The sequence below is a fragment of the Lysobacter sp. S4-A87 genome (assembly GCF_022637455.1).
Classification (GTDB): Bacteria; Pseudomonadota; Gammaproteobacteria; order Xanthomonadales; family Xanthomonadaceae; genus Lysobacter_J.
Genome location: NZ_CP093341.1, coordinates 439,040 through 460,603, shown reverse-complemented (window position 1 = coordinate 460,603; position 21,564 = coordinate 439,040). Strand labels below are relative to the sequence as shown.

The following is a 21,564-nucleotide window of genomic DNA, read 5'->3' as shown; positions in this document are numbered from 1 at the left end:
GGCCACGGGATTCCTGGGGGTCCGCAACGCGACAGCCCAGCACCTGCCAGCGAGGAGGATGCAATCTTGGAAGCGCAGATCGCCGTACCGACATCACGCGAGCAGTTGTGGGCCCTCTTGGCCGAAGCGGCCGAGATCGAGCACCACCTGATGTGCTGCTACCTGTACGCAGCCTTCAGCCTCAAGGAAAGCACCGACGAAGACCTTTCCGAGCCCGAACTGCAGGCCGTGGATCGATGGCGCCGCGAGATCCTGGCGGTCTCCATTGAGGAGATGGGCCATCTGACGATCGTCTGCAATATCCTGTCCGCGCTCGGCGCCCCGGCGCATCTGGTCCACCAGAACTTCCCCATTCCGCCCGGCTATCACCCTGCAGGCGTGGTGGTTAAGCTCGCACCGTTCAACCGGCAGACGCTGGCGCACTTCGTGTACCTGGAGCGCCCCGAGGATGCCGACATCCACGACGGCGAAGGCTTCGAACCGCCCCAGCGCTACTCGCGGGCGCTCGGCATGGACCGGCTGATGACGGCCTGCACAGACTACGAAACAGTAGGCGAACTGTACCGATCGGTGTCAGCTGGCCTGCAGCGCCTGAACGAATCGATGGGCGAACGGCGCCTGTTCGTCGGCAATCCGGAGCGCCAGCTCGACGCCGGCGGCGCACGATTACCTGGTTTGAAGACCGTCCGATGCCTGAAGACCGCACTGGACGCGATCGACGCGATCGTTCGCCAGGGAGAAGGCGCCGACTCGTGCACAGGCGACTCGCACTACCAGCGCTTCCTGCGCATCGGTCGCGAGTACGACGCGCTGCTGGCGGCCCGGCCAGCGTTTCGCCCCGCGCGAATGAGCGCCCACAATCCGGTGATGCGACCGCCACCGACGCCAGCGGGCCGGCTGTGGATCAGTGAAGAACCCGCCGCCGCGCTGCTGGATCTTGGCAATGCCCTGTACAACCACTGCCTGCGGTGTGTGTCACTCGCCTATGGAGACGTTGGCCGCGACTCGCAGGCCGCGCTCGTGTCGGCCGGCGTCGACATGATGCACCTGCTCACGCCCGTTGCGACCCGCTTGGGGACCCTGCCCGCCAATCCGAGCATGCCGCAGGCGACCGCCGGCTTGAGCTTCGCGACCATTCGGCCGTCGGCGGCACTGATGGGCGAAGCTGGAAGCGTCGATATCCTGGTCGAGCGCTTGCGCGAGATCGGCGAGCGCTGCGAGCGCCTGATGGATATCCATCCGCAGGAAGCCGGCTTGCTCGATGCCACGCGGGCCGGCACGCAGCGCCTCGCCAATCGACTCGCCGCGCAGGCGGAACGATGCCGGCGCGAGGAAGCGTCGATGCTTGCAAACGCCGATAACGTCGAGGTGTCAGGCGTTCGTGCGCCCGAAGCAAGCCAGGCACCGCCGCCGGAACGCCTCGAAAACGGCGCGGAACTGATACCGGGCCCCGCCGTCGACATCGTCTACAACGGTACGCGCTGCATCCATGCACGTCACTGCGTGCTGGGGCTGCCGGGCGTGTTCAGGGCAAATACGCCCGGCGCATGGATTCATCCGGAGGCGGCCACCACCGAAGCGCTAGTCACGGTCGCCCATATGTGTCCGTCGGGCGCGATCGCGTATCGCCGCCGCGACGGTGGCGCCGAGGAAGCGCCGCCGCCGGTCAACCTCGTCCAGTTGCGCGAAAACGGACCGTTGGGTGTCCGCGCCCGCATCGTGCTCGATGGCGTACCCATCGGCATGCGCGCAGTGCTGTGTCGGTGCGGCGCATCCAGGCACAAGCCGTTCTGTGACGGCCGCCACAGCGAGATCCACTTTCAGGCGACGGGTGAACCGGCCAGCGTGGAATCGAAACCCCTGCCGATGCGCGATGGCCCGCTGAACGTCGATCCGGAGGTCAATGGCCCGCTCGTCCTCAGCGGCAACGTCGAGGTCTGCTGCGGCACCGGACGCACCATCAATCGCGTGACATCGACGCGGCTGTGCCGTTGCGGAGGCTCATCGAACAAACCATTCTGCGACGATACGCACCGCCGTAACGGCTTTCGCAGCTAATACTTGCCGGCGAGGGCGTGACCCGGCAGGTGCGGGAGACCATCGAGTCGGCGCTGCACTTCGGTACGATGACGCTTCGGGAACTGGGCCTGACGCGCATCCCGCGCCACTGACCCCGCCCCGGCGCGAAAGCCAGGCATTGAACGAAGCGACCAAAAAGGCAGCGCGCCCGAAGGCGTGATCCGGCCCGCACGAGGGCTGATTGATTGAGCCATCCAGTGGCGCGACGATCGCATTTGTCGCGCAGCTGACCGCGATGGGCGCGCCGGAACTCTCCGCGCGCCTGCGTCCGGAGCAAGTCCGCGCTCGGTCTGCAAATCATCCGTTTGGTGCGCGGCCGCAGTGTTCAAAGCGCCCGCCTGCAAGCCCCGCGCATGGACGTAATCGTCATTGTCGGCAGACGCCCCTGGCCTGCTAAACCGCGTGGCCCCATCGCCGCCCCCCCCCCGATACGCGCGGGGGCAATCGGACTCGCGGCGGCAACCCTCCGCCATGTGAATTCGCTCCTCGTCCCGATCGACATCACGGCGCGACATCCGATATTCACCACACTTCACGACTATTGACTGATACGACGATCCACATGGTGCTACGGTCCTGCCATTGACGGTCCTCTGCAACGTGTGCGAGTTGGAGCAGGAGCAGGCAAAAGCCATGATCTACGACGTCCTTACAGCGATGCTGACACCTGCCTTCTTTCTATCAGCAGCTGCCTCCTTACTTTTGTCTGCGAATGGGAGGCTTGCAAGAATAGTGGACAGAACTAGAACGCTGATCGATGAAAGGGCTGTCTCGGCATCGCCAGAACGAACCGAAGTGCTCGATCAGTGCATAAAGCTCCAGCTAAAACGCAGCATGATTATGCTGCGGACGGGGCAACTTCTGCATGTGTCGATAACCTGTTTTGTCTGCACGAGTTTGGCCGTAGCAATAGGAACATTTACAGATGAATGGTTTGACAAGGTCCTATTGACTTTGGCTTCACTGGGCGTCGTCGCTATCCTTGCCGCAAGCATCGCGCTGGCACGTGAGTCGTCCTTGGCCGTTGTCTCAGTTCATGACGAGGTCTTCCGTCAGCGCGAGTTCACCCCCCACTGATTCTGCGAACGCCCCAGCCGGAGAACGGCATGCACACCCCAGCTCTGCTCCCAATGCTACTGTCCGCGTCGTTAGACCCGGTCGCCGTGGATGCGTCCCCCGCCCATGCCAACAACATTGTGGTCGTACATGGAGCCTTCGCCGATAGCTCGGGCTGGCGAAAGGCGGCCGAGATACTGGAGGGCCAGGGGTTCTCGGTGAGTCTAGTTCAGATCCCCATTACTTCCATGGCCGACGATGTAGCAGCGACCCAGCGTGTTTTAGACATGCAGGACGGCCCAAGCGTCTTGGTGGCCCACAGTTACGGTGGCATGGTGATCACAGAAGCGGGAGCCCGACCGGATGTCGCGGCACTGGTGTACGTTGCTGCGTTTCAGCCGGAGACGGGAGAGAGCCTGCTGAAACTCGCCACAGAGACACCGCCAGAGAGCCGCGCGATCGTCGCGACAAGAGACGACAAGTTCCTCTACCTCGACCATGCCGCGTTTGCAGCTGATTTCGCCGCGGATGTCCCGAAAGAGGAGGCGGCATTCATGGCAAGGTCGCAGGTCTTTGCATCGAAGCAAGCATTCACTGCACCCGCAGGGAAGCCGGCTTGGCGCTCAAAAAAGAGTTGGGCGATAGTTACAACCAAGGATCGGACGATAAATCCCGAGCTTCAGCGGCGAATGGCCGAGCGTGCGGGCAGTGTCGTGACCGAGATTGAATCGAGCCACGCGGTCTTTCTTTCCCAGCCAGGCAAGGTCGCAGAAGTCATCGCGAACGCGGCGCGCCAATCTGGGGCTTGATTCTTCGTCATCCTGAGTCCGTAGCGTCGCGCTGCGTTTGACACTGCGCCATACCACGCGAAAGGTGATTGCGATGATTGATGTCGTTCAGGCCTTCGATCGGGTGCTACTGAGCCAAGTCCCAACAGATGATGCGGATTCGCTCGAAGTCAAGCTGAGTTTGGCGCGCGAGCGGTTCAAGAACCGGCAGGCGTGGATCCCACCCTATCGGCGCGTGGAGATTCTGTCAGCACTGTCTGAACTGATGCGCAGTAGTGCGGAGAAACTGGCGCTGCAGATCTCCCACGAGGGCGGCAAGCCGCTCACTGATGCCAGGGTCGAGGTTGAGCGCGCCGTCGACGGCGTACGCAGTGCGATAGACGTGATTCGCACCCAGGCCGGCTGCGAGATCCCAATGGGACTAACTTCAGCAAGCGATCGGCGTCGGGCCTGGAGCATCGCCGAGCCAATAGGGGTTGTGGCAGCTGTTTCGGCCTTTAATCACCCACTCAACTTGGCGGTGCACCAGATCGCCCCCGCAATAGCGGCCGGCTGTCCCATTATTATCAAGCCAGCCACCAGGACCCCTATGAGTTGCATGGAACTCGTCAGGATGGTCCATGAAGCAGGTATGCCAGAAGGATGGGTTCAGACCCTGGTGACAGACGATCGCGCGTTGGGTGAGGCGTTGGTCGTTGACTCCAGAGTAGCGTTCTTCAGTTTTATTGGCTCCGGAAAGGTTGGATGGTACTTGCGTTCAAAGTTGGCGCCTGGAACGCGCTGTGCGTTGGAGCACGGTGGCGTCGCGCCTGCGATTATCGACAAGTCAGTCGACCTGGATCAGATCATCGAGCCGTTGGCGAAAGGAGGCTACTACCATGCTGGCCAGGTCTGCGTGTCCGTGCAACGCATCTATGTGCACAGGGACATATTGGACCCGTTCATGGACCGATTCACTGGCCGGGTAGCCTCCCTCCGCGTCGGTGATCCGACCCTGCCCGAAACAGAAGTAGGCCCGCTGATCGCGCCCGCAGAAGTGGATCGGGTTGAGAGCTGGATCGAAGAAGCTAAGAAAGCTGGCTCTCTTCAGTTCGGAGGCGGCCGCGTCAGTAACACCACGCTTAGACCATCGATAATTCTCGACCCCCCGCGCACCTCAAAAGTGGCCAGCTTGGAAGTATTTGGGCCCGTTACCTGTGTCATGCCGTTTGAGACGCTGGATGCAGCAATAGAAGAAGCGAACTCGCTGCCATTTTCCTTTCAATCGAGCATCTTTACCCAGAATCTCGCCCATGCGCTGGACGCGGCCGAGCGGCTTGATGCCAGCGCGGTCATGATCAATGACCACACCGCCTTTCGCGTAGATTGGATGCCATTCGCGGGTAGGCACGCATCGGGGTACGGCGTGGGTGGAGTTCCGTACACCACGCATGAGATGACGTCTAGGAAGATGATTGTGTTCCATCGATAGGTACTCGGCAGCCTCGAACTTCAAAGTTCCCGAAACGCCGATGACGTACCCGGCCGGCACCGGAAGACAGTCGGCAAATCCACTATCCGGACCAAAGCCAGCCCTTGAATCCACGCCGCCTGCTTGCCCCTACGGCGCGGGAATCCAACAGCGGAGCGCACGCATCGACAACGGCCACGTTGCCAGAACCTTGAGACGTGGCGCGTGTTTCCCCGCTCGTTCAGTGATGCTGCGCAGTGCCCGGCTTCACTGGTTTTTCCAACGTTTGACTTGATGTCCTGAACTGCACCTCCTAGCCTGATTTCGAAATCGTCATTCCACATCGAGGTGTTGGTCATGAGCGTCAAGTACGTGCTGTTCGTTTCCACGAACACGGCTGTGATCGGACCGAAGCATCGCAAGACAGGCTTCTTCTTCCCCGAGATCGCGCATCCATTCCATGAGCTTGATAAGGCAGGAATTGCAGTTGAATTTGCTTCACTGCAAGGCGGCAAGCCGCCTGAGGACGGCTTTGACGAGAACGACTCAACCCAAACCGATTTCTTGAAGAGCGTGGCTTACAGGCGCCTGTCACGCAGCCGAAAGTTCTCGGAAGTTGATGTCCTGGACTATGACGCAGTCTTCTTTCCCGGCGGTCTCGGCCCGATGGGTGACATAGTCACCGACCCGGGCGTTAAGAGGGCTGTACTGCGTGCCTGGGATGCAGGAAAGATCGTGGCCGCGGTTTGTCACGGTCCGTGCGCGTTTCTGGACGTCAAGCTCGAAGACGGAAGTCCGCTGGTGAAGGGCAAGAATCTCACCTCATTCTCAACCGCTGAGGAAGAAAACTATGCGAAAGAGGATGTGCCGTTTGATCTTGAGACTGCCCTGCGTCAAGAGGGAGCCAACCACACCTCTGTTGCACCCTGGCAGCCCAATCTCGTGGTTGATGGGCGCTTAATCACTGGTCAGAACCCTGCTTCCGGCGGTTTGGTCGGTCAGGCAATTGTCAAAGCGCTACTCAAATCTTGAACACCCGACCAGGCTTCATGCGCGATCGGTAGCTAGTTGGTCGTGGCCACGTGGGGCGAGAGCTTCCGATGCCCTCCCAATGAGTGGCGCTTGAGATACGGATTTACTGGCATCGGTGTCAAGGCGGAGCGACTCTTGGGCCACCCGCCCGAGGTGCTGGATGAGCCCCATCAGCCCCGGATCCGTCATCGCCGAAGGGATCGTGCGCGTTGCGTGCACGATCATCGTGGCATTCGCGCTCGCAACTGCGAACTGTGCAGAAGCGGGACCTGGCGGGGCCTTCCCTGCAGCCGCAACCGGCGTCGACCAGCTAGAACGGGCGCGCGTCCGTGCCCAGCGAGCGCCGCGCGCCCCGCCGCGACAGGCGTCCGCCCTGTGGCTGGACTGTGCGCGTGTTGCGTTTGCTGCACTACAGGCCGACCAAAACGCTGCACGTGCGTTGAGCATGGCCAACGCGTGCACCGATGCTTGGTTGACCGGGGCGCTGGAAGACCGGCGCGATTGGCGCCCGGGTCGGGTGCGGGTTCGCGGCAACTCTGTGCAGATCGAGTTTCGCGGCATGTCTCAGTACCTCGGCGAATCGGTGCGCGTCATCAGAGCCTCCGATGTGTCGATGCGCATATACGGAGGAACCCGCTTCGTGCGGCCGGGACTCGGTGTCCCCGTGGCTGTCGTTAGCCCGCGTTGCCGCGACCGCCCGCTGTGCAACCTGCTGCCATTTTCTGGGGTGTTTCGAGCCGCCACCGTCTGGATCGAGTCCGATCCCGATGCCGACGCGCGGCTGGTTTTCGCCGACCCGTTGGACGAAACCCCCAAAGTGATCGGCAGCATACAAGTGCCCCTGGCCGAAGACACGTCGGCGGCCTACGCGCATGTCATGGGGTCCTCCCCAATCGGGCGCATGGGATTGTTCGGACTGGTGGGTGGAAACGGGGTCGCGCGCCGCGCCGGGGTGTACCTGATGGAAGACTACGACCCAAGCAAGCGTCCGCTGATCATGGTGCATGGCCTGGGCAGCAGCCCATTGACGTGGAGCGCTATGACTAACGCGGTCTGGGGGGACCAAGAGCTGCGCCGACATTTCCAGATCTGGTACGTGGTCTACTCGACCGATGACCCGCTGTTCGTCACGCGTCGCCGAATTGCCGGTTACCTCGACGCCGCTTGGGCCGTCCTCGACCCGGACGGGGACGATGCGGCGCGGCGTGACGCAGTCCTGATCGGCCATAGCCTGGGTGGCGTGGTGTCGCGGTTACTGTGTGCGGAAACCAGCGACACGCTGTGGTCGGCGGCATTCTCGGTCGTGCCGGAGGCACTTCGCGCCGATGTGGCCGATGTCGCCGCGGCCGAGAGCCTGCTCGTGTTCTCACCCTACCCCGGCGTTTCTCGCGCGATTTTTCTGGCCGCGCCCCATCGAGGCAGTCCACTGGCGGACCGGTGGTACGCCCGGCTCGTGAAAGGCCTCGCGGGTCAGCCTCCGCCCGAGATCCAAGCCCTCAGGCGCATCGCGCGCGAACATCCGGAGGTCGTCAAGATCGAACTTCGCTCTAGCTACCAGCAAGGCAGAATCACCAGCATCTCGACCTTGCAAGCAGCGCAACCTGTGCGGCGCGCGAGCGAAGGGCTACTGCCCGTAGTCGGCATCCCATACCACACGATCGCGGGGCGCCTGCCGTCGCGCGCGCCAGAAGGCGACGGAGTGGTGCCTCTTGCCAGTGCGATCATTCCCGGCGCGGCGTCGACGTTGGTGATCGAGTCTGGGCATGACGTGTACTCCCATCCGGATGCGATCGCCGAAGTCGTCCGCATCCTGCACGACGACCTCACCGAGACAGCGGAGGCCGTCGGCCAGTACCCCTGATCATGGCCGGGTTGGCGCCAACGGCCGAAGGCTCACGATCTCGTGAGTACACGGTTCACCGCACGTAGCAGAGCCGTGGCTCGACCCTCGGTGAAGCGCATAGTCACCTTTCAACTTGCCACCGCCTCGGTCGCGCCCCGGTCGGACCAGCTTCACCTCTCGTTCGAGTGCGGCCCGCTGTTCCGCATTCTGCAGCGCGTCCGCCAGCTACTCCCGCACTTTCATCCGGAGGGATTTCGGGTAACGCCATCATGACCTCCGCCTTGGTCGACCAAGCCGTTCTGCGATAACACGCATCGCCGCAATGGCTTCAGGAGCTGACCATCCCTGCCCTCATCTATCGGCGAGCGGTCGCTGGCGTGCCTGTAGCGCTTCCTGGAAGGTCCGCTTCACCGGGCCGAGCGCCTGCACGAACTCAAGCTGCTCGCCCTCGGGTCCCTTGCAGTAGATCAATGACCATCCATCGGACCGACCCTGCGTGATCCGGTGCGAGTTCGCCTCGATGGGGGCCGCGCGCCGCTCATGCTCGGTGGCGACTGTAATCACGCGATTGGCCTTGACCTGCGTCATGCCGCGCCTCGCGGATTCAGTTTCCAGATCGCGAATGAAGGTGTTGAAGTCGACATCATCGCGCAGGTAGAAGCAGATATGCATCGATCGCGGGAATGCGGGACTCATCTGTTCGCGTGGCTCGGCGAAACTGTGGCCGCGTCCCATTGGCTGATCGGCGTCGCGATACTGCAGCAGCTCGATTACGACGTTGTCGAACTGAACGAATCGGACGTCAAGGCGCTGGGTGCCGCGGCGCAGATCCGGTATCCCGCGTGTACGTGGGTTGACACCACGCTCGCGCGCGATGATGTCCTCGTCCGTGAGCAACGTGTTGTGGATGCGATCTCCGTGGAAGTCGCCATCACGCATGACTACGGTACCGCCAAGCACCTCAGTATAGAACTCGAACGCGCGATCCATGTTCTGGACAGTGAGCCCGAAATGCTGCACACCCTGCAGTCTCGCGCCTAGCGAACCAGGGACATTCGTTGTGGCGGCTGCCTGAGCCCGCGGGGCTGCGGACAGCGCACCGGGGATCGTTGCAGCCGTGAGTCCGGCTAGCACAGCCGTACCTGTTGTACGCAGCAGGTCGCGCCTGGCGGTGTCGACCCCATGATCGTTGGGAATAGTTTCCATCGCGGGCTCCACGGATCTGACCAACTACTAGCCCTTCGTGGCGGGCACGAGATCGGCGACCACGACAGGACGCACGACATGCGCCTGGCGCTCGGCCAACGTATCGACCACCGCCAAGTAGTGCTGGAAGTGCGAAGTAGCGCGATGCGCCGCCACCGCGGATTCGTCCCGGTACAGCTCGTCCAGCACGAAGCGGCCCGGCTGCGCGGCGTCCTGCCAGATGTCCCAGCGAAGGTTGCCAGGTTCCTCGCGGCTCGGCGCGACCATGCCGCGCAGCAGCTCCTCCAGCGCCGGTTCATTGCCGGCCTTTGCGGTCAGCACCGCCACGATCTTCGCGCGCGATTTCACGATGTACGCTCCTTCAAGCCAGTGGTCGGGGTTCATTGTTCTGCACCTGCGGAGGAACCGCTGTTCGCCAGTGCTTGAGCTTCGTTGCAGTGTCCCTCCGGCTCGGCGGTTCGGAAAGTAAATCGTCGTGAATCGCGGTTGGCGAATGGACACCGCTGGCTTACCACGCTTAACGCGCGCGGCGGAAGATACGTCGTTAGCCTTGGAACACAGGAGGCTGGCCATGCCCCATGTGTCGTTCTCGCGCCGAATTGTCCTCGGGTCGATCGCTGGCGCGGTCGCGGGCCTCGCTGCCCCCAGGGCCCGCGGCGAGCGCGATACCGTCGTCCTCGGGTTGGTATCGCTCAGCTTCTACGCGGTGGTCGGTGCTGTAGTCCGACGCGTGCTCGAACTTCTTGGACACGAGGTAAAGGTGCGTGAAGGGCCGCACGAATCGATGTTTCCCCTGCTGTCGGAGGGCGCCGTCGACCTGATGGTCGCTGCGTGGCTGCCCGAAGGGCATGCAGAATACTGGGAGCGCTACGGCCGCCAGGCACGCGAAGTGGCGCGCCTGTACGACGGCGCGCGTTTCTTCTGGGCCGTGCCTGAGTATGTTCCGCTGGAGTCCGTCGCGACGATTGGCGATCTTGCTGCGCCGCAGGTCATGGCGCGGATGACGCGCGACATCCAGGCGATCGGGCCAGGTGCGACCATCACGACGGCCTCCGCAACGGTGCTCGCGCGCTACGGACTCGCCGACATCTACCGCGTTCTACCGGGATCATCCGCGCTCTGGCTGGACACGTACCGACGCCTCTCCGCGCAGCGCATCTGGTTCGTATTCCCGACATGGACGCCACAGTTCCTGAACAACGCTGGCACGCTGCGTGTTTTGTGCGATCCACTCGGCGTTCTTGGTCATACGAACCACGCCGCGCTGGTCGCTCCGTCGGCGCGTTTCGACGCGCTTCCTTCGCGAACGCGCGACGTGCTTTCGCGCGTGCAGCTCAGCCTCGAAGACGTGAACCTCATGGATTGGGCGGTCAACGTCGATGGCCGCTCGACCCAGGAAGCGGCCCGGGACTGGCTCCAAGCCAATCCGCACCGCCTCGCCCGCTGGCTCGGCGAGCCCGAGATCACGATCGATTGAGGAACCGGACAATGAACGGCAACCGTGCAGCGACCTTGACCGCACTCCTGCTGCTCGCGGCGTGTTCGCGGCAGAGCGAGGTGGCATCCTCCGACCTGACCTCCTCCGGTCTCGCCCCCGTCACCGTCGCTCCAGCGTCGTCCCAGCCGAAGGTGGGACAGGTCGAGATCGTGGCTGAACTCGACATCACACCAGGCAATGTCACCGTATCGAAGGACGGCCGGATGTTCGCGAGCGTGCATGGCATGCGACGCGGCCCCGTGCAGCTCATCGAAGTGACCGGACGTGACAGCTACGCACCGTTTCCCGACTCGGCATGGAATGCGAAGCCGGGTTCTGGCAAGGACGTCCTGAACACGCCGCACGGTGTAGTGATCGACAGCCACGACCGTCTGTGGGTGATCGACCACGGCAACTGGATGCCGACTCCACAACCACCGAAACTGCTGGCGTTCGACATTGCCTCTCGCAAACTAGCGTTTCGGCATGACTTCAAGAAGACCACCGCACCCGCCGGACAGATCCTTCAGGACCTCGCCGTCGATGGCGAACGCGGCTTTGTCTACGTCGCCGACTGCGGGCCCGATCCAGCAATCGTCATGGTCGATACGAACAAGGACACCGCCCGGCGCTTCAGTGGCCATCCCTCGCTGCAGACCGAGGACGTCGAGCTCGTGGTGGAAGGAAAGCCCCTGCTCTTCCCCGGCGCAGGCGGGCGCATGGGACCTGCGCGCGTGGGCGTCAATCCGATCACCCTCTCGGCCGACGGCGAGACGATCTTTTTCGGTTCCATGAACGGGACCAGCTGGTATTCAGTGCCGGCGCGATTGTTCCGTGAAGGCGCAACCGACGCAGAGATCGGCAACCGCATCACGCGCGTGGGTGCCAAGCCTCTCTCTGACGGCGCGGCGACGGATGCGGAAGGCAATCACTTCATCACCAACCTTCCCGACAACGGCATTGACCTGCTGACAAAGGACGGAAAGCTGCACGCGCTGGTTCGAGATCCGCGCTTCCTGTGGGCCGATAACGCCCACTTCGGCCAGGACTCCTGGCTGTACGTCGCGATCAACCAGCTGCACCGGAATCCGATCTTCACCGGCGCGGAGGATCGGGGACAGCCACCCTATCTCATAGCGCGCGTTTGGACGGGAACTCGTGGACAGCCCGGACGCTGACTTGGCCCCGGGCGAGCTTGTCGCGGAGGACGCTTCGTCTCAGACACAGTGGTGGTGAAGAGCATGGCACTTGAAGCGTCCGGCAGCAGTCAGCTGATCCAGGCGGTCACCCTGCTCGGCGCAGCGGTGATCATGGTCCCGCTGTTCCGGCGACTGGGCCTGGGTTCGGTACTTGGCTATCTGGTCGCCGGTTTGGCCGTAGGGCCATTCGGGCTGGGTTGGTTCACCGAACCGGAGGCAATCCTCCACGTCGCCGAGCTTGGCGTCGTGATGTTCCTGTTCGTCGTGGGGCTGGAAATGCGCCCCTCGCACCTGTGGGAACTGCGACAGCAGATCTTCGGACTGGGAACCTTGCAAATCATCACCTGCGCCATCGCGCTGACCGCGGCTGGCATGCTGATGGGCTGGCCATTCAGGGTCGCGTTCATTGGTGCGCTCGGCTTCGTCTTGACTTCGACGGCGATCGTGATGCAACTGCTGTCCGAGCGCGGCGACCTGGCTCGCGCGAACGGTCAGCGCATCGTTTCGATCCTTCTGCTCGAGGACCTGATGATCGTGCCACTGCTGGCGATGGTCGCGTGGTTGGCGCCCGCACATGCCACCTCGGCAACATCGCACCGCGGCCTGTCCATGCTGATCGGAATCCTGGCACTGTTGACCCTGATCGCTGCGGGACGCTGGTTGTTGAACCCCCTGTTCCGGATACTGGCCGGCTCCAAGGCCCGTGAAGTCCTTACGGCGGGGGCGCTTCTGGTCGTCCTGGGTGCGGCTCTTCTCATGCAGGCCGGCGGTCTGTCGATGGCGATGGGGGCGTTCGTGGCCGGCGTCCTGCTGGCCGAATCCAGCTTCCGTCATCAGCTCGAAGCCGACATCGAACCGTTCCGGGGCATCCTGCTCGGGCTGTTCTTCCTCGGCGTCGGCATGGCGTTGGACGTGTCGATTGTGCGCGCCGACTGGGGCCTCATCGTGACGGGCGTTCTGGCCCTGATGGCAACCAAGGGCCTGTGCATCTATGCCGTAGCCCGCCTGACGGGCAGCGGTCATGGAGAATCCATTGACCGCGCGTCGCTGATGGCCCTGGGTGGCGAGTTCGCATTCGTTCTGTACGCCGCGGCGAGTACCACCGGCGTCATCAGCACACAGGCGAACGCACGCCTGACCGCCATGGTGGTGCTCTCGATGGCGCTGACACCTCTGGTCACCTTGCTGGTCCGACGGTTCGTACCCGCGTGCAAAGCACAGGCGATCGCCACCATTGATCGCGCCGTGGGGCTATCCGGAAGCGTACTGATGATCGGTTTTGGCCGCTTCGGACAGGTGGTCAGCCAGCCCCTGCTTGCGCGCGACGTGGATGTCACGATCATCGACACCGACGTCGAAATGATCCAGGCAGCGGCGGACTTCGGCTTCAAGATCTACTACGGAGACGGCACACGCCTTGACGTCCTACAGGCTGCCGGCGCCGACGAGGCGAAGATCATCGCGATCTGCGTCGACCAGTGCGAAGTGGCGAACGAGATCGTGGACCTGTGCAAGATTCAGTTCCCCCAGGCCACTCTGATTGTGCGCGCCTACGATCGAGAGCACGCCTGGCACCTTGCCGGCGAAGGTATCACCCGCCAAGTGCGCGAAACTTTTGAATCAGCGCTTCGTTTTGGCACGCTAACGCTCCGCGAACTTGGCCTCACGCCGACGCAGGCGCGGGATATCGCCAGGGAGGTGCGTCGTCGCGATGCCGACCGCTTCGCGTATGAGCTCGCGGGCGGCGACTGGGTCACCGGCGCTGTCATGAGCTTCTCGAAACGTCCCCGCCCCGCTCCGCTGACGCCTCCGCGGCGCGAAAGCCAGGCATTGAACCAAGCGGCTGAAGTGGCGGCACGCTTGGAGGACTGATTGCCACATCCGTTTTCACGCATTCCATCCTGCCTTTACAGAGATTTACGAGCAATGGCGATGAAAGCAATGGTACGAAGATTGCCGTAGAACGGCGCGCGAATCCCAGCTTTGGATCACGAACATGCCTCGAACCCTCCGCACCCTGACGCTCGATGACGCCAAGCACATGCTGGACGCCGCCGAGCGGACGGCAACGCGAATCGGTATCCCGTACAACATCGCCGTCGTTGACGCCGGCGGCCATCTGATCGCGTTCACCCGACAGGACGATGCCCTCATTGGCAGCATCGATCTTGCGATCCATAAGGCCACGACGGCCCGCATCTTCTCCAAGACGACCGAACTGCTGTCCCATCTGGCCCAACCCGGTGCCGAATTGTTCGGCATCGGACAGAGCAATGCGGGAGAGGTTGTCATCTTCGGCGGCGGTATACCTGTCTTCGTCAATGACGAGATCGTCGGAGCGGTTGGCAGTAGCGCGGGCTCCGTCGAACAGGACATTGAGGTAGCACAGGCAGCGCTTGATGCGCTGAACCTTCGCTTGCAACGCAATGAGCTGGCGCGCGCGACGCAGCGCGGATCCGCGCGTCAGGACATCGAATAAGGAGAGGCACATGGCCTCGCTCTGGATACGGACGAGAGCTGTCCGAGTCGGGAATCAAGGAGCTTGTCAATCAGAAGATGGTGGTCATCGCATCCGGTTGACCCCTCCCCCAGCGAACCACGAGACAACACAGGAGAACCCCATGAAAGCCGCACGCATCCATGAGTACACCAAGCCACTGGTTCTTGAGGACATTCCTGTCCCGGACATCAAACCGGACGAGGTGCTTGTCAAGGTTCAGGCATGCGGCATGTGTCGCAGTGACGTCCTGCTCATCGACAAGTTCTTCCTCAACTACGGCACCCTGCCGATGCCAATCATCCCCGGCCACGAGATCGCCGGCGTGATCGACCGCATGGGTTCACAGGTCAATGAAGGGCTCGGGCTCAAGGAAGGTGACAGCGTTGTTGTCGCCCCCGGGTGGGGAGACGGTGTCTGTCGCCATTGCCTGGAGGGAAACACCCAGATCTGCCCGAACGTGCGGTGGCCGGGCTTCGGTCTGTGGGGCGGATTCGCCGAGTACGTCCCGGTGCCGGCACGCTATGTAGTGAAGGTCGACCCGCGGATGAAGCCTGAGGAAATCGCACCGCTCACCGACGCCGGCCTGACGCCGTATCGCGGGCTCAAGAAGCTGCGCGATGGCGGAGCACTAGGACCTGATCGGGTACTTGGAATCTTCGGCATCGGCGGTCTGGGCGCGTATGCGGTGCAGTACGCCAAGCAGCTTGGCAACGGCTGCCAGGTGGTTGCCTTCGCGCGCAACGAGGAGAAGCTCGCCGTCGCGAAGAAATACGGCGCCGACCACCTCATAACAATCGGCAACAAGAGCGCGGCGGACGTAAGCAAGGAGCTCAAACAGGCGACTGGCCAGGCCGATCTGGACGCAGTACTGGATTGCGCCGGCGCGACGGCGACGGTGCAGCTTGCGCTAAGCCTGTTATCCATCAGCGGGCACTACGTGGACGTCGGATTCGTTGGCGACAAGATCGATGTGCCGCTGTTCCCACGAGTTTCGCGCGAGCAGACAATCCAGGGGTCGTTCTGGGGCAACAATATCGACCTTGGAGAAGTGATGGCACTGGCCGCACGTGGAAAGATCCAGCACACGATCACCACGATCGAGTTCGACGACATCAACACCTACATCGACCGACTCCGCGTCAATGACGTGGTGGGCCGCGCCGTACTGAAGTTCTGATCGACAGTCAGGCGTAGTTGGCGATAACCAGGTGGCGCGAGGCATCGCGCCCCGCCCTTTCCGGAGCACCGACATGAGCGGCAAGCCACCCGAGGACGGATTCGATGAAAAGGACAAGGGCCAGTCCGACTTCCTCGGCAGCGCGGCCTATCGTCGCCTCGGCCACAGCCGGCGCCTCAAGGACGTCGATGTCCTCAACTACGACGCCATCTTCTTTCCTGGCGGGCTGGGACCGATGGCCGATGTCGCAACCGACCCTGACGTGAAGAAGGCGGTGCGACAAGCCTGGGACGCTGGCAAGGTCGTCGCGGCGGTATGCCACGGGCCGTGCGCCTTTCTCGGCGTCGAACTGGAGGACGGCACCCCACTGGCTCGGGGCCGCAAACTCACCTCCTTCTCCACCGCTGAAGAAGATGGCTACGCCCGCAAGGACGTGCCCTTCGATCTCGAAAGCGCGCTCAGGGATGAAGGCGCCGAGCATTCGTCGGCGCCGCCGTGGCAGCCGAAGCTCGTGGTCGATGGCCGCCTGATCACCGGCCAGAATCCGGCTTCGGGTGCGTTGGTCGGCAAGGCGATCGTGGAGGCGCTCCAGCGCGTCTGAAGTCGCCATGCTGCGCTGCCGGTCTTCGCCGGCAGCCCACCCTACAGTGTTTCCGAAGCGTGGAGGGCCGTTCTCAGCAGCGACGTGTCAAATCCTTCGGTGAAGCGCGAACACACGTCCTGAAGCAAGCGGCGCGCCTCATCGCCTCTACCTTTTGCGGCCTGGAGGCGGGCAATAGTGAGCGCAATCTTGACCTGCCAACCCAGCATACCCTGCTCGACTGCGTGCTCCATGGCTTCGCGCAACAGGCGAGGTGCCTTTTCTGGGGGGGTGCCGGGCAAGGCCATGAGGACTTCGGCCTTGGTTCTGAGCAGGTCCGGGAGACTGAAGGCCGCGCCCGTGTCTTCCGACAGCAGGATCGCTTCATCGATGAGGGTGAGGGCCTCCTCCGCCTGCCCATTTGCCAGCAGCACCTCGGCCGTCGTTTGCAGTGCATCAAAGCGCAGGAAGGCGACCCTCAGTCCCGGCAGGCTCTTGCGCATCTGCACTTCGGCATCCACCAGTTGCCCGCGATACTGGAACAACAGTCCCTTTGCCATCTCGATGTTGTACGGGCGCGATCCTATGCGGAACTCGCTGGAAACCTGCTGAACTTCGTCTATCAGTGCCTCGGCCGTGGCATCCATGTCGTTCAGGAGATAGATTGGAAGGCACATCTGGACACAACCGAACAGAGTGTCTCGTTGCAGTCTCGCTTCGTCGATGGTCGCTATAGCGCGCTGCAGTGCCTGCTTCGGCTGGCCCAGAATCCACTTCGTCCGCGCCATGCAGATATGCGACATGATCTTCACCTTGCCTTCGAAGTACTGCAGTGCTCGCACACCGGACTGCGACTGCAAACTGCGGCTGGCGTTGAACGACTGCTCCGCCGACAGGTGCGAACCTAGCAAGTGGTGAGACGTGCCGACCATCCATCCAGCAACTATGACATCGGTCGCACTGCCTTCGATCTCGGCCAACTGTGCGTACTGCTCGGCGAGACGTAGCGATTCGCTGAAGCGAGCCAGCCCCAGCAAGTTCACGTATCGCGCGGCCCACAAGTGCATCGTGACGCGGTGCTCTCCGAGTACCGGGCTGAGATCCAGGGCACGTTGCAGGACGACGTCCACGTCGTCTCCGAACCGGGCCATCAGCCCATGCGTGACCGCCAGCGCTTCAAGGAGCACCAGCTCGGCGTGACCCGATCGAAGTGCTGCCGGAAGCCGGTCGAGCGCACGCACGCAGCAGCGTTCGCATTCATTGAGAAGTCGACACTGCAGCAACACGGGCGCGGCGAGAGCGCTCATCTCCACCGCGATACTTGCATCGCCCGTCCTACCGAAACACCAGTCAATGGCGATGCGGGCGTTACTCAGTTCATCCTCATTGTCGCGCGGACTCTCACCCGGATGCGAGCCGAAAGCAGTACCACGACGGCGAAGCTCACTCATGTAGTAGATGGCGTGCCGGCGCGCGACGTCGTCCCGATCAGGCTCCGCAGCCAATTTCACGGCGGCGTAGCTCCGAGTCGTGTCGAGAAGACGCAGGTGCGTCCGTCCGGACTTGACTCGCGCCGATACCAGCGACCTGTCCACAAGGTCCGCAATCGCGGCGCCGGAGTGCAAAGGATCCAGTCGCTCGTCGCCGACGATCTGAATGGCCGCTTCCATCGAAAAGCGTCCCGAGAACACGGAGAGCCGGTGCAGCGCCAGGCGAGCACGCGGAGGCAGCAGCTGGTAAGTCCAATCGAGCATGGCTTCGACGGTCTGGTGGCGAGGCAAGGCATCTCGGCGCCCTGGCCAGCGCAGCGCCGCCTGGCTCGCCAGCGACTGCGACACCCCCTGCACGCCGTAGGTCCCGACGCGACTGGCCACCAGTTCGATCGCAAACGGATTGCCGTCCAGGCGGCGGCAGATCGCGGCGATGGTTGCCGCACTTCGGTCGCCCAGGACATCGACCGCCCCACCTTCCGTTGCGCGCTCCACGAAAAGCTGCACGGCGGGCCAGACCGCAGACTGCCTCGCGGTGAGCTGGCCGGTGTGAGGGGGCGAAGCCAGGGGACGAAGAAGATATACGTGCTCGCCGGCGACGCGGATCGCCTCGCGGCTCGTGCACATGATCGAAATGGCCGGAGCCTGCACGATGACCTGCGTGCACAGCGCGGCCACACCGGCGATGACGTGCTCGCAGTTGTCCAGCAGGAGCAGCGCCGTGCGTCCGCGCAGAAACTCGGCAAGGCCTGCCACGGTCACGCTGCCGGATGGCCTGAATGCGACGGCGGATGCGATCTCCTCCAGCACGCGTTCGTCGCCATCGGCCATGCTCAGGTCGACGAAGAAGATCGCATCTCCGAACAAGTCGAGCGCATGGGCGGCCAGTATGGCCAGTGTCGTCTTGCCGCTGCCACCGGGGCCGACGACGCTGACGAGCCGATGCTGCGAGACCAGTGTCGCCAGCTCGGCCGTGCTCTCCTCGCGACCGATCGCACGCTGCAGCGGCGCTGGCACGTGAGGCAATGCCTTACGGGCGGCTAACGCGCTTACCTGTGGCGTCTGCGGTTCAAGCGCTGGCACCGCGTCGCGCGCGGCATGGCGCCCAACCTCGCCGACGAAACAGTACCCGCGACCAGCTACGCTCGCGATGTAGCGCGCTCCGTTCTGGCCGCACCCCAGCGCTTTTCGAAGATGGGCCACCTGCACGCGGATGTTGGATTCCTCCACGATCCGCCCAGGCCAGGCGATCGCCATCAACTGTTTGCGGGTCACCACATCCCCTGAGGCTTCCACCAGCGCCAGAAGGATGTCGAAGGCGCGGCTCCCCAAGGAGATCGGGCCACCAGCCTCCGTCAGCGTGCGCGTACCGGGGTCGAGGTAGAAGGGACCGAACAGGAATGCGTCGCTCATTGAGTGCTCCCTTTGCCCGCGCGCTCGCCGGGCGTCGAGCGGGCTCATGCAGATGCCGGGCCGGATATCAGGATGCGATGAGATCACGGGAGTACGGGCCCTGGCCGCCATTGAAGCGCGCTCTGGGCCCTCGCGCACCGCCGATTCACCGACTTTGACGATCTTTAATTTCCCGACCGGTGATCGCCCGACCAGACTAGCCTGGCAGGAGCGCCTGGTCCCGGCTCGCCGGGCCAGGCATCCCGTCGGATCGGGGCGCGCATTGGCAACGCACCACGATGCCGCCATGGGTTGTCACACGGTGAGAAGGAGACCCTACCGTGCCCTGCTCCCATCTGTTCGAACCGTTGCGTGTTGGAACTCTGGTCCTTCTGAATCGCCTGGTCATCGGCCCCATGTGCCAGTACTCCGCGGACAACGGTTGCATGACCGACTGGCACCTGATCCATCTGGGGCACCTGGCACTGTCCGGTGCCGGGCTGCTCTTCATCGAAGTGACTGCGGTGCTGTCGGAAGGCCGCATCAGCCCAGGAGATGTGGGGCTGTGGAATGAGGAAACAGCATCGGCAATGAGCCTGACGATTGAAAGCATTCGGCGCTGGTCCGATGTGCCCATCGCAATCGAACTCAGCCATGCGGGTCGGCGTGGATCGGTGGAAGCGCCATGGAACGGGGGCATGCCCATTGACGGCGGAAGCGGTCGTGGATGGCAGCGACAGGCCCCCTCGTCCCTGCCCTATCTCTCCGGCAATGGCGCGCCGCGAGCACTCGATCGCACCGACCTGCGGCAGATCCGAGAGGCCTTCGCAAACGCGGCGGTGCGTGCCACGCAGGCGGGCGTGGATTCGATCCAGATCCATTCCGCAGAGGGGTTCCTGCTGCATCAGTTCCTGTCACCAAGATCGAACCAGCGGGGCGATTCCTATGGCGGTTCCTTGCAGAATCGGATGCGTTTCCCCCTGGAGGTGTTCGACACGGTTCGCGACGCAGTGCCCTCGCACTACCCGGTGACGGTCCGGCTGCCGGCCTTCGATGGTGCGGGGAGCGGCTGGGGCATCGAACAGGCAGCGACCTTCGCCGCTCAACTGCAAAGTCGCGGCTGCAATGCGTTCCACGTCACCGCAGGCGGACTGCAACCCGAATCCCCTCCGGCGATGCGAAAGGAGATGGTCGTGGTGCGCGCCGTGAAGCGTGTCGTGACGGTTCCGGTGATCGTCACCAGTCTCGATCCGAACTATGCGCGCGTCGATGCCGTCGTCGCCAACGGGCATGTCGATGCCGTGGCACTGACCCGGACGATCCTGCAGTCACCACGATGGCCATGGAACGCGGCGCGGCTGCTGCATGCCAGCGTGGAAACACCCGTCCAATACCAGCACGTGTGAGGAGACCTACATGTCCGCTCATTTCCCGGTCCACCATCGCACCGTTCGCGCGGATGGCGTGGAGTTCTTCTATCGCGAATCGGGCGATTCCGCCTCGCCTACCCTCCTGCTCATCCACGGCTTCCCGACCAGTTCCCACATGTACCGGCGCCTGCTGACGGAACTTGCCGACGAGTTCCACGTCATCGCACCGGACCTACCTGGATTCGGTTTCACGCAGATTCCGGACGAGCGCGCCTACGTCTATACCTTTGACGCATTGGGCAACTCGCTGCAAGCCCTTGTCGAGGCACTGGACATGGACCGCTACATTCTCTACGTCTTCGACTACGGCGCGCCGGCAGGCTTGCGTCTGGCGCTGCAACTGCCCGAGCGCGTGGCGGGCATCATCAGCCAGAATGGAAATGCATACCTCGAAGGGCTGGGAGACGCCTTTGGACCCACGCGTCAGTACTGGGAACATCCTACGCCGGAGAATCGCAATGCCTTGCGGGGCATCCTCACCCTGGAGGGGACGCGCTGGCAATACGAACACGGCGTTGCCGACCCCACCCTCCTCGCACCGGAGACCTGGCAACTGGACCACATGCTCCTGCAGCGGCCGGGAAACGATGAGATCCAACTGGACCTGTTCTACGACTACCGGACCAACCTGACGCTCTATCCACGATTCCAGGCGTTCTTCCGGGAGCATCGTGTGCCGACACTGGTCATCTGGGGCGAACATGATCCGTTCTTCCGCCCTCCTGGTGCGGATGCGTTCCTGCGCGACAATCCAGACGCGCGCGTGGAGCTTCTGGATACCGGGCATTTCGCGCTGGAAACGCATGCGCCACACATCATGGAGCGAATACGAGAAACATTCGGTACGCGTTCTCGCGGGTGAACT

At 63.0% G+C, this 21,564-nt stretch carries 17 protein-coding genes; 14 read left to right on the top strand and 3 right to left on the bottom strand.

Annotated features, from left to right (window positions below; genetic code table 11):
- Window positions 1-66 precede the first annotated feature (66 nt).
- The 6 genes from MNR01_RS02090 (at window position 67) to MNR01_RS02065 (ending at window position 8,266) form a co-directional block, all read left to right on the top strand.
- A complete protein-coding gene (locus tag MNR01_RS02090) occupies window positions 67-2,058 on the top strand; it encodes a ferritin-like domain-containing protein (RefSeq protein WP_241919336.1) in 1,992 nt (663 codons plus the stop codon).
- A gap of 654 nt (window positions 2,059-2,712) precedes the next feature.
- Entirely contained in the window at window positions 2,713-3,156 is a 444-nt protein-coding gene (locus MNR01_RS02085) for a DUF2721 domain-containing protein (RefSeq protein WP_241919335.1), read from the top strand.
- A gap of 29 nt (window positions 3,157-3,185) precedes the next feature.
- Window positions 3,186-3,944 (top strand): alpha/beta hydrolase, encoded by a 759-nt coding sequence (locus MNR01_RS02080; protein ID WP_241919334.1) that lies wholly within the window; start codon window positions 3,186-3,188, stop codon window positions 3,942-3,944.
- A 73-nt stretch (window positions 3,945-4,017) separates the two neighbouring features.
- Window positions 4,018-5,394: an aldehyde dehydrogenase family protein gene (locus MNR01_RS02075; RefSeq protein WP_241919333.1), complete on the top strand. Its 1,377-nt coding sequence runs from the start codon at window positions 4,018-4,020 to the stop codon at window positions 5,392-5,394.
- 336 nt (window positions 5,395-5,730) lie between these two features.
- Window positions 5,731-6,405, top strand: coding sequence for a type 1 glutamine amidotransferase domain-containing protein (locus tag MNR01_RS02070; RefSeq protein ID WP_241919332.1), 675 nt, complete (start codon window positions 5,731-5,733; stop codon window positions 6,403-6,405).
- Between the two features lie 160 nt (window positions 6,406-6,565).
- The gene (locus MNR01_RS02065; RefSeq protein ID WP_241919331.1) at window positions 6,566-8,266 is read left to right on the top strand and encodes an alpha/beta hydrolase; all 1,701 of its coding nucleotides are present in this window, start codon (window positions 6,566-6,568) and stop codon (window positions 8,264-8,266) included.
- Between the two features lie 333 nt (window positions 8,267-8,599).
- Here MNR01_RS02065 and MNR01_RS02060 read toward each other — a convergent pair whose 3' ends face one another.
- On the bottom strand, window positions 8,600-9,454 hold the full coding sequence (locus MNR01_RS02060) for a VOC family protein (RefSeq protein WP_241919330.1): 855 nt from the start codon (window positions 9,452-9,454) through the stop codon (window positions 8,600-8,602).
- A gap of 27 nt (window positions 9,455-9,481) precedes the next feature.
- Window positions 9,482-9,802 (bottom strand): putative quinol monooxygenase, encoded by a 321-nt coding sequence (locus MNR01_RS02055; protein WP_241919329.1) that lies wholly within the window; start codon window positions 9,800-9,802, stop codon window positions 9,482-9,484.
- A gap of 223 nt (window positions 9,803-10,025) precedes the next feature.
- Here MNR01_RS02055 and MNR01_RS02050 point away from each other — a divergent pair, with 223 nt between their 5' ends.
- From MNR01_RS02050 to MNR01_RS02025, 6 genes are all read left to right on the top strand, one after another.
- Window positions 10,026-10,931 (top strand): glycine betaine ABC transporter substrate-binding protein, encoded by a 906-nt coding sequence (locus tag MNR01_RS02050; RefSeq protein WP_241919328.1) that lies wholly within the window; start codon window positions 10,026-10,028, stop codon window positions 10,929-10,931.
- Window positions 10,932-10,942: 11 nt separating this feature from the next.
- On the top strand, window positions 10,943-12,109 hold the full coding sequence (locus tag MNR01_RS02045) for an L-dopachrome tautomerase-related protein (protein ID WP_241919327.1): 1,167 nt from the start codon (window positions 10,943-10,945) through the stop codon (window positions 12,107-12,109).
- Window positions 12,110-12,172: 63 nt separating this feature from the next.
- Complete coding sequence (locus MNR01_RS02040) at window positions 12,173-14,002, top strand: monovalent cation:proton antiporter-2 (CPA2) family protein (protein ID WP_241919326.1); 1,830 nt, start codon at window positions 12,173-12,175, stop codon at window positions 14,000-14,002.
- Window positions 14,003-14,126: 124 nt separating this feature from the next.
- A complete protein-coding gene (locus MNR01_RS02035) occupies window positions 14,127-14,609 on the top strand; it encodes a heme-binding protein (RefSeq protein ID WP_241919325.1) in 483 nt (160 codons plus the stop codon).
- Window positions 14,610-14,751: 142 nt separating this feature from the next.
- Window positions 14,752-15,807, top strand: coding sequence for an NAD(P)-dependent alcohol dehydrogenase (locus MNR01_RS02030; RefSeq protein WP_241919324.1), 1,056 nt, complete (start codon window positions 14,752-14,754; stop codon window positions 15,805-15,807).
- A gap of 73 nt (window positions 15,808-15,880) precedes the next feature.
- Window positions 15,881-16,408 (top strand): type 1 glutamine amidotransferase domain-containing protein, encoded by a 528-nt coding sequence (locus tag MNR01_RS02025; RefSeq protein WP_241919323.1) that lies wholly within the window; start codon window positions 15,881-15,883, stop codon window positions 16,406-16,408.
- Between the two features lie 41 nt (window positions 16,409-16,449).
- Here MNR01_RS02025 and MNR01_RS02020 read toward each other — a convergent pair whose 3' ends face one another.
- Window positions 16,450-19,290, bottom strand: coding sequence for a winged helix-turn-helix domain-containing protein (locus MNR01_RS02020; RefSeq protein WP_241919322.1), 2,841 nt, complete (start codon window positions 19,288-19,290; stop codon window positions 16,450-16,452).
- Between the two features lie 320 nt (window positions 19,291-19,610).
- Between MNR01_RS02020 and MNR01_RS02015 the strand changes: the two genes are divergently transcribed.
- Both MNR01_RS02015 and MNR01_RS02010 read left to right on the top strand, forming a co-directional pair.
- Entirely contained in the window at window positions 19,611-20,675 is a 1,065-nt protein-coding gene (locus MNR01_RS02015; RefSeq protein WP_256451859.1) for an oxidoreductase, read from the top strand.
- Between the two features lie 10 nt (window positions 20,676-20,685).
- Window positions 20,686-21,561 (top strand): alpha/beta hydrolase, encoded by an 876-nt coding sequence (locus MNR01_RS02010; protein WP_241919321.1) that lies wholly within the window; start codon window positions 20,686-20,688, stop codon window positions 21,559-21,561.
- The last annotated feature ends 3 nt before the right edge of the window (window positions 21,562-21,564 follow it).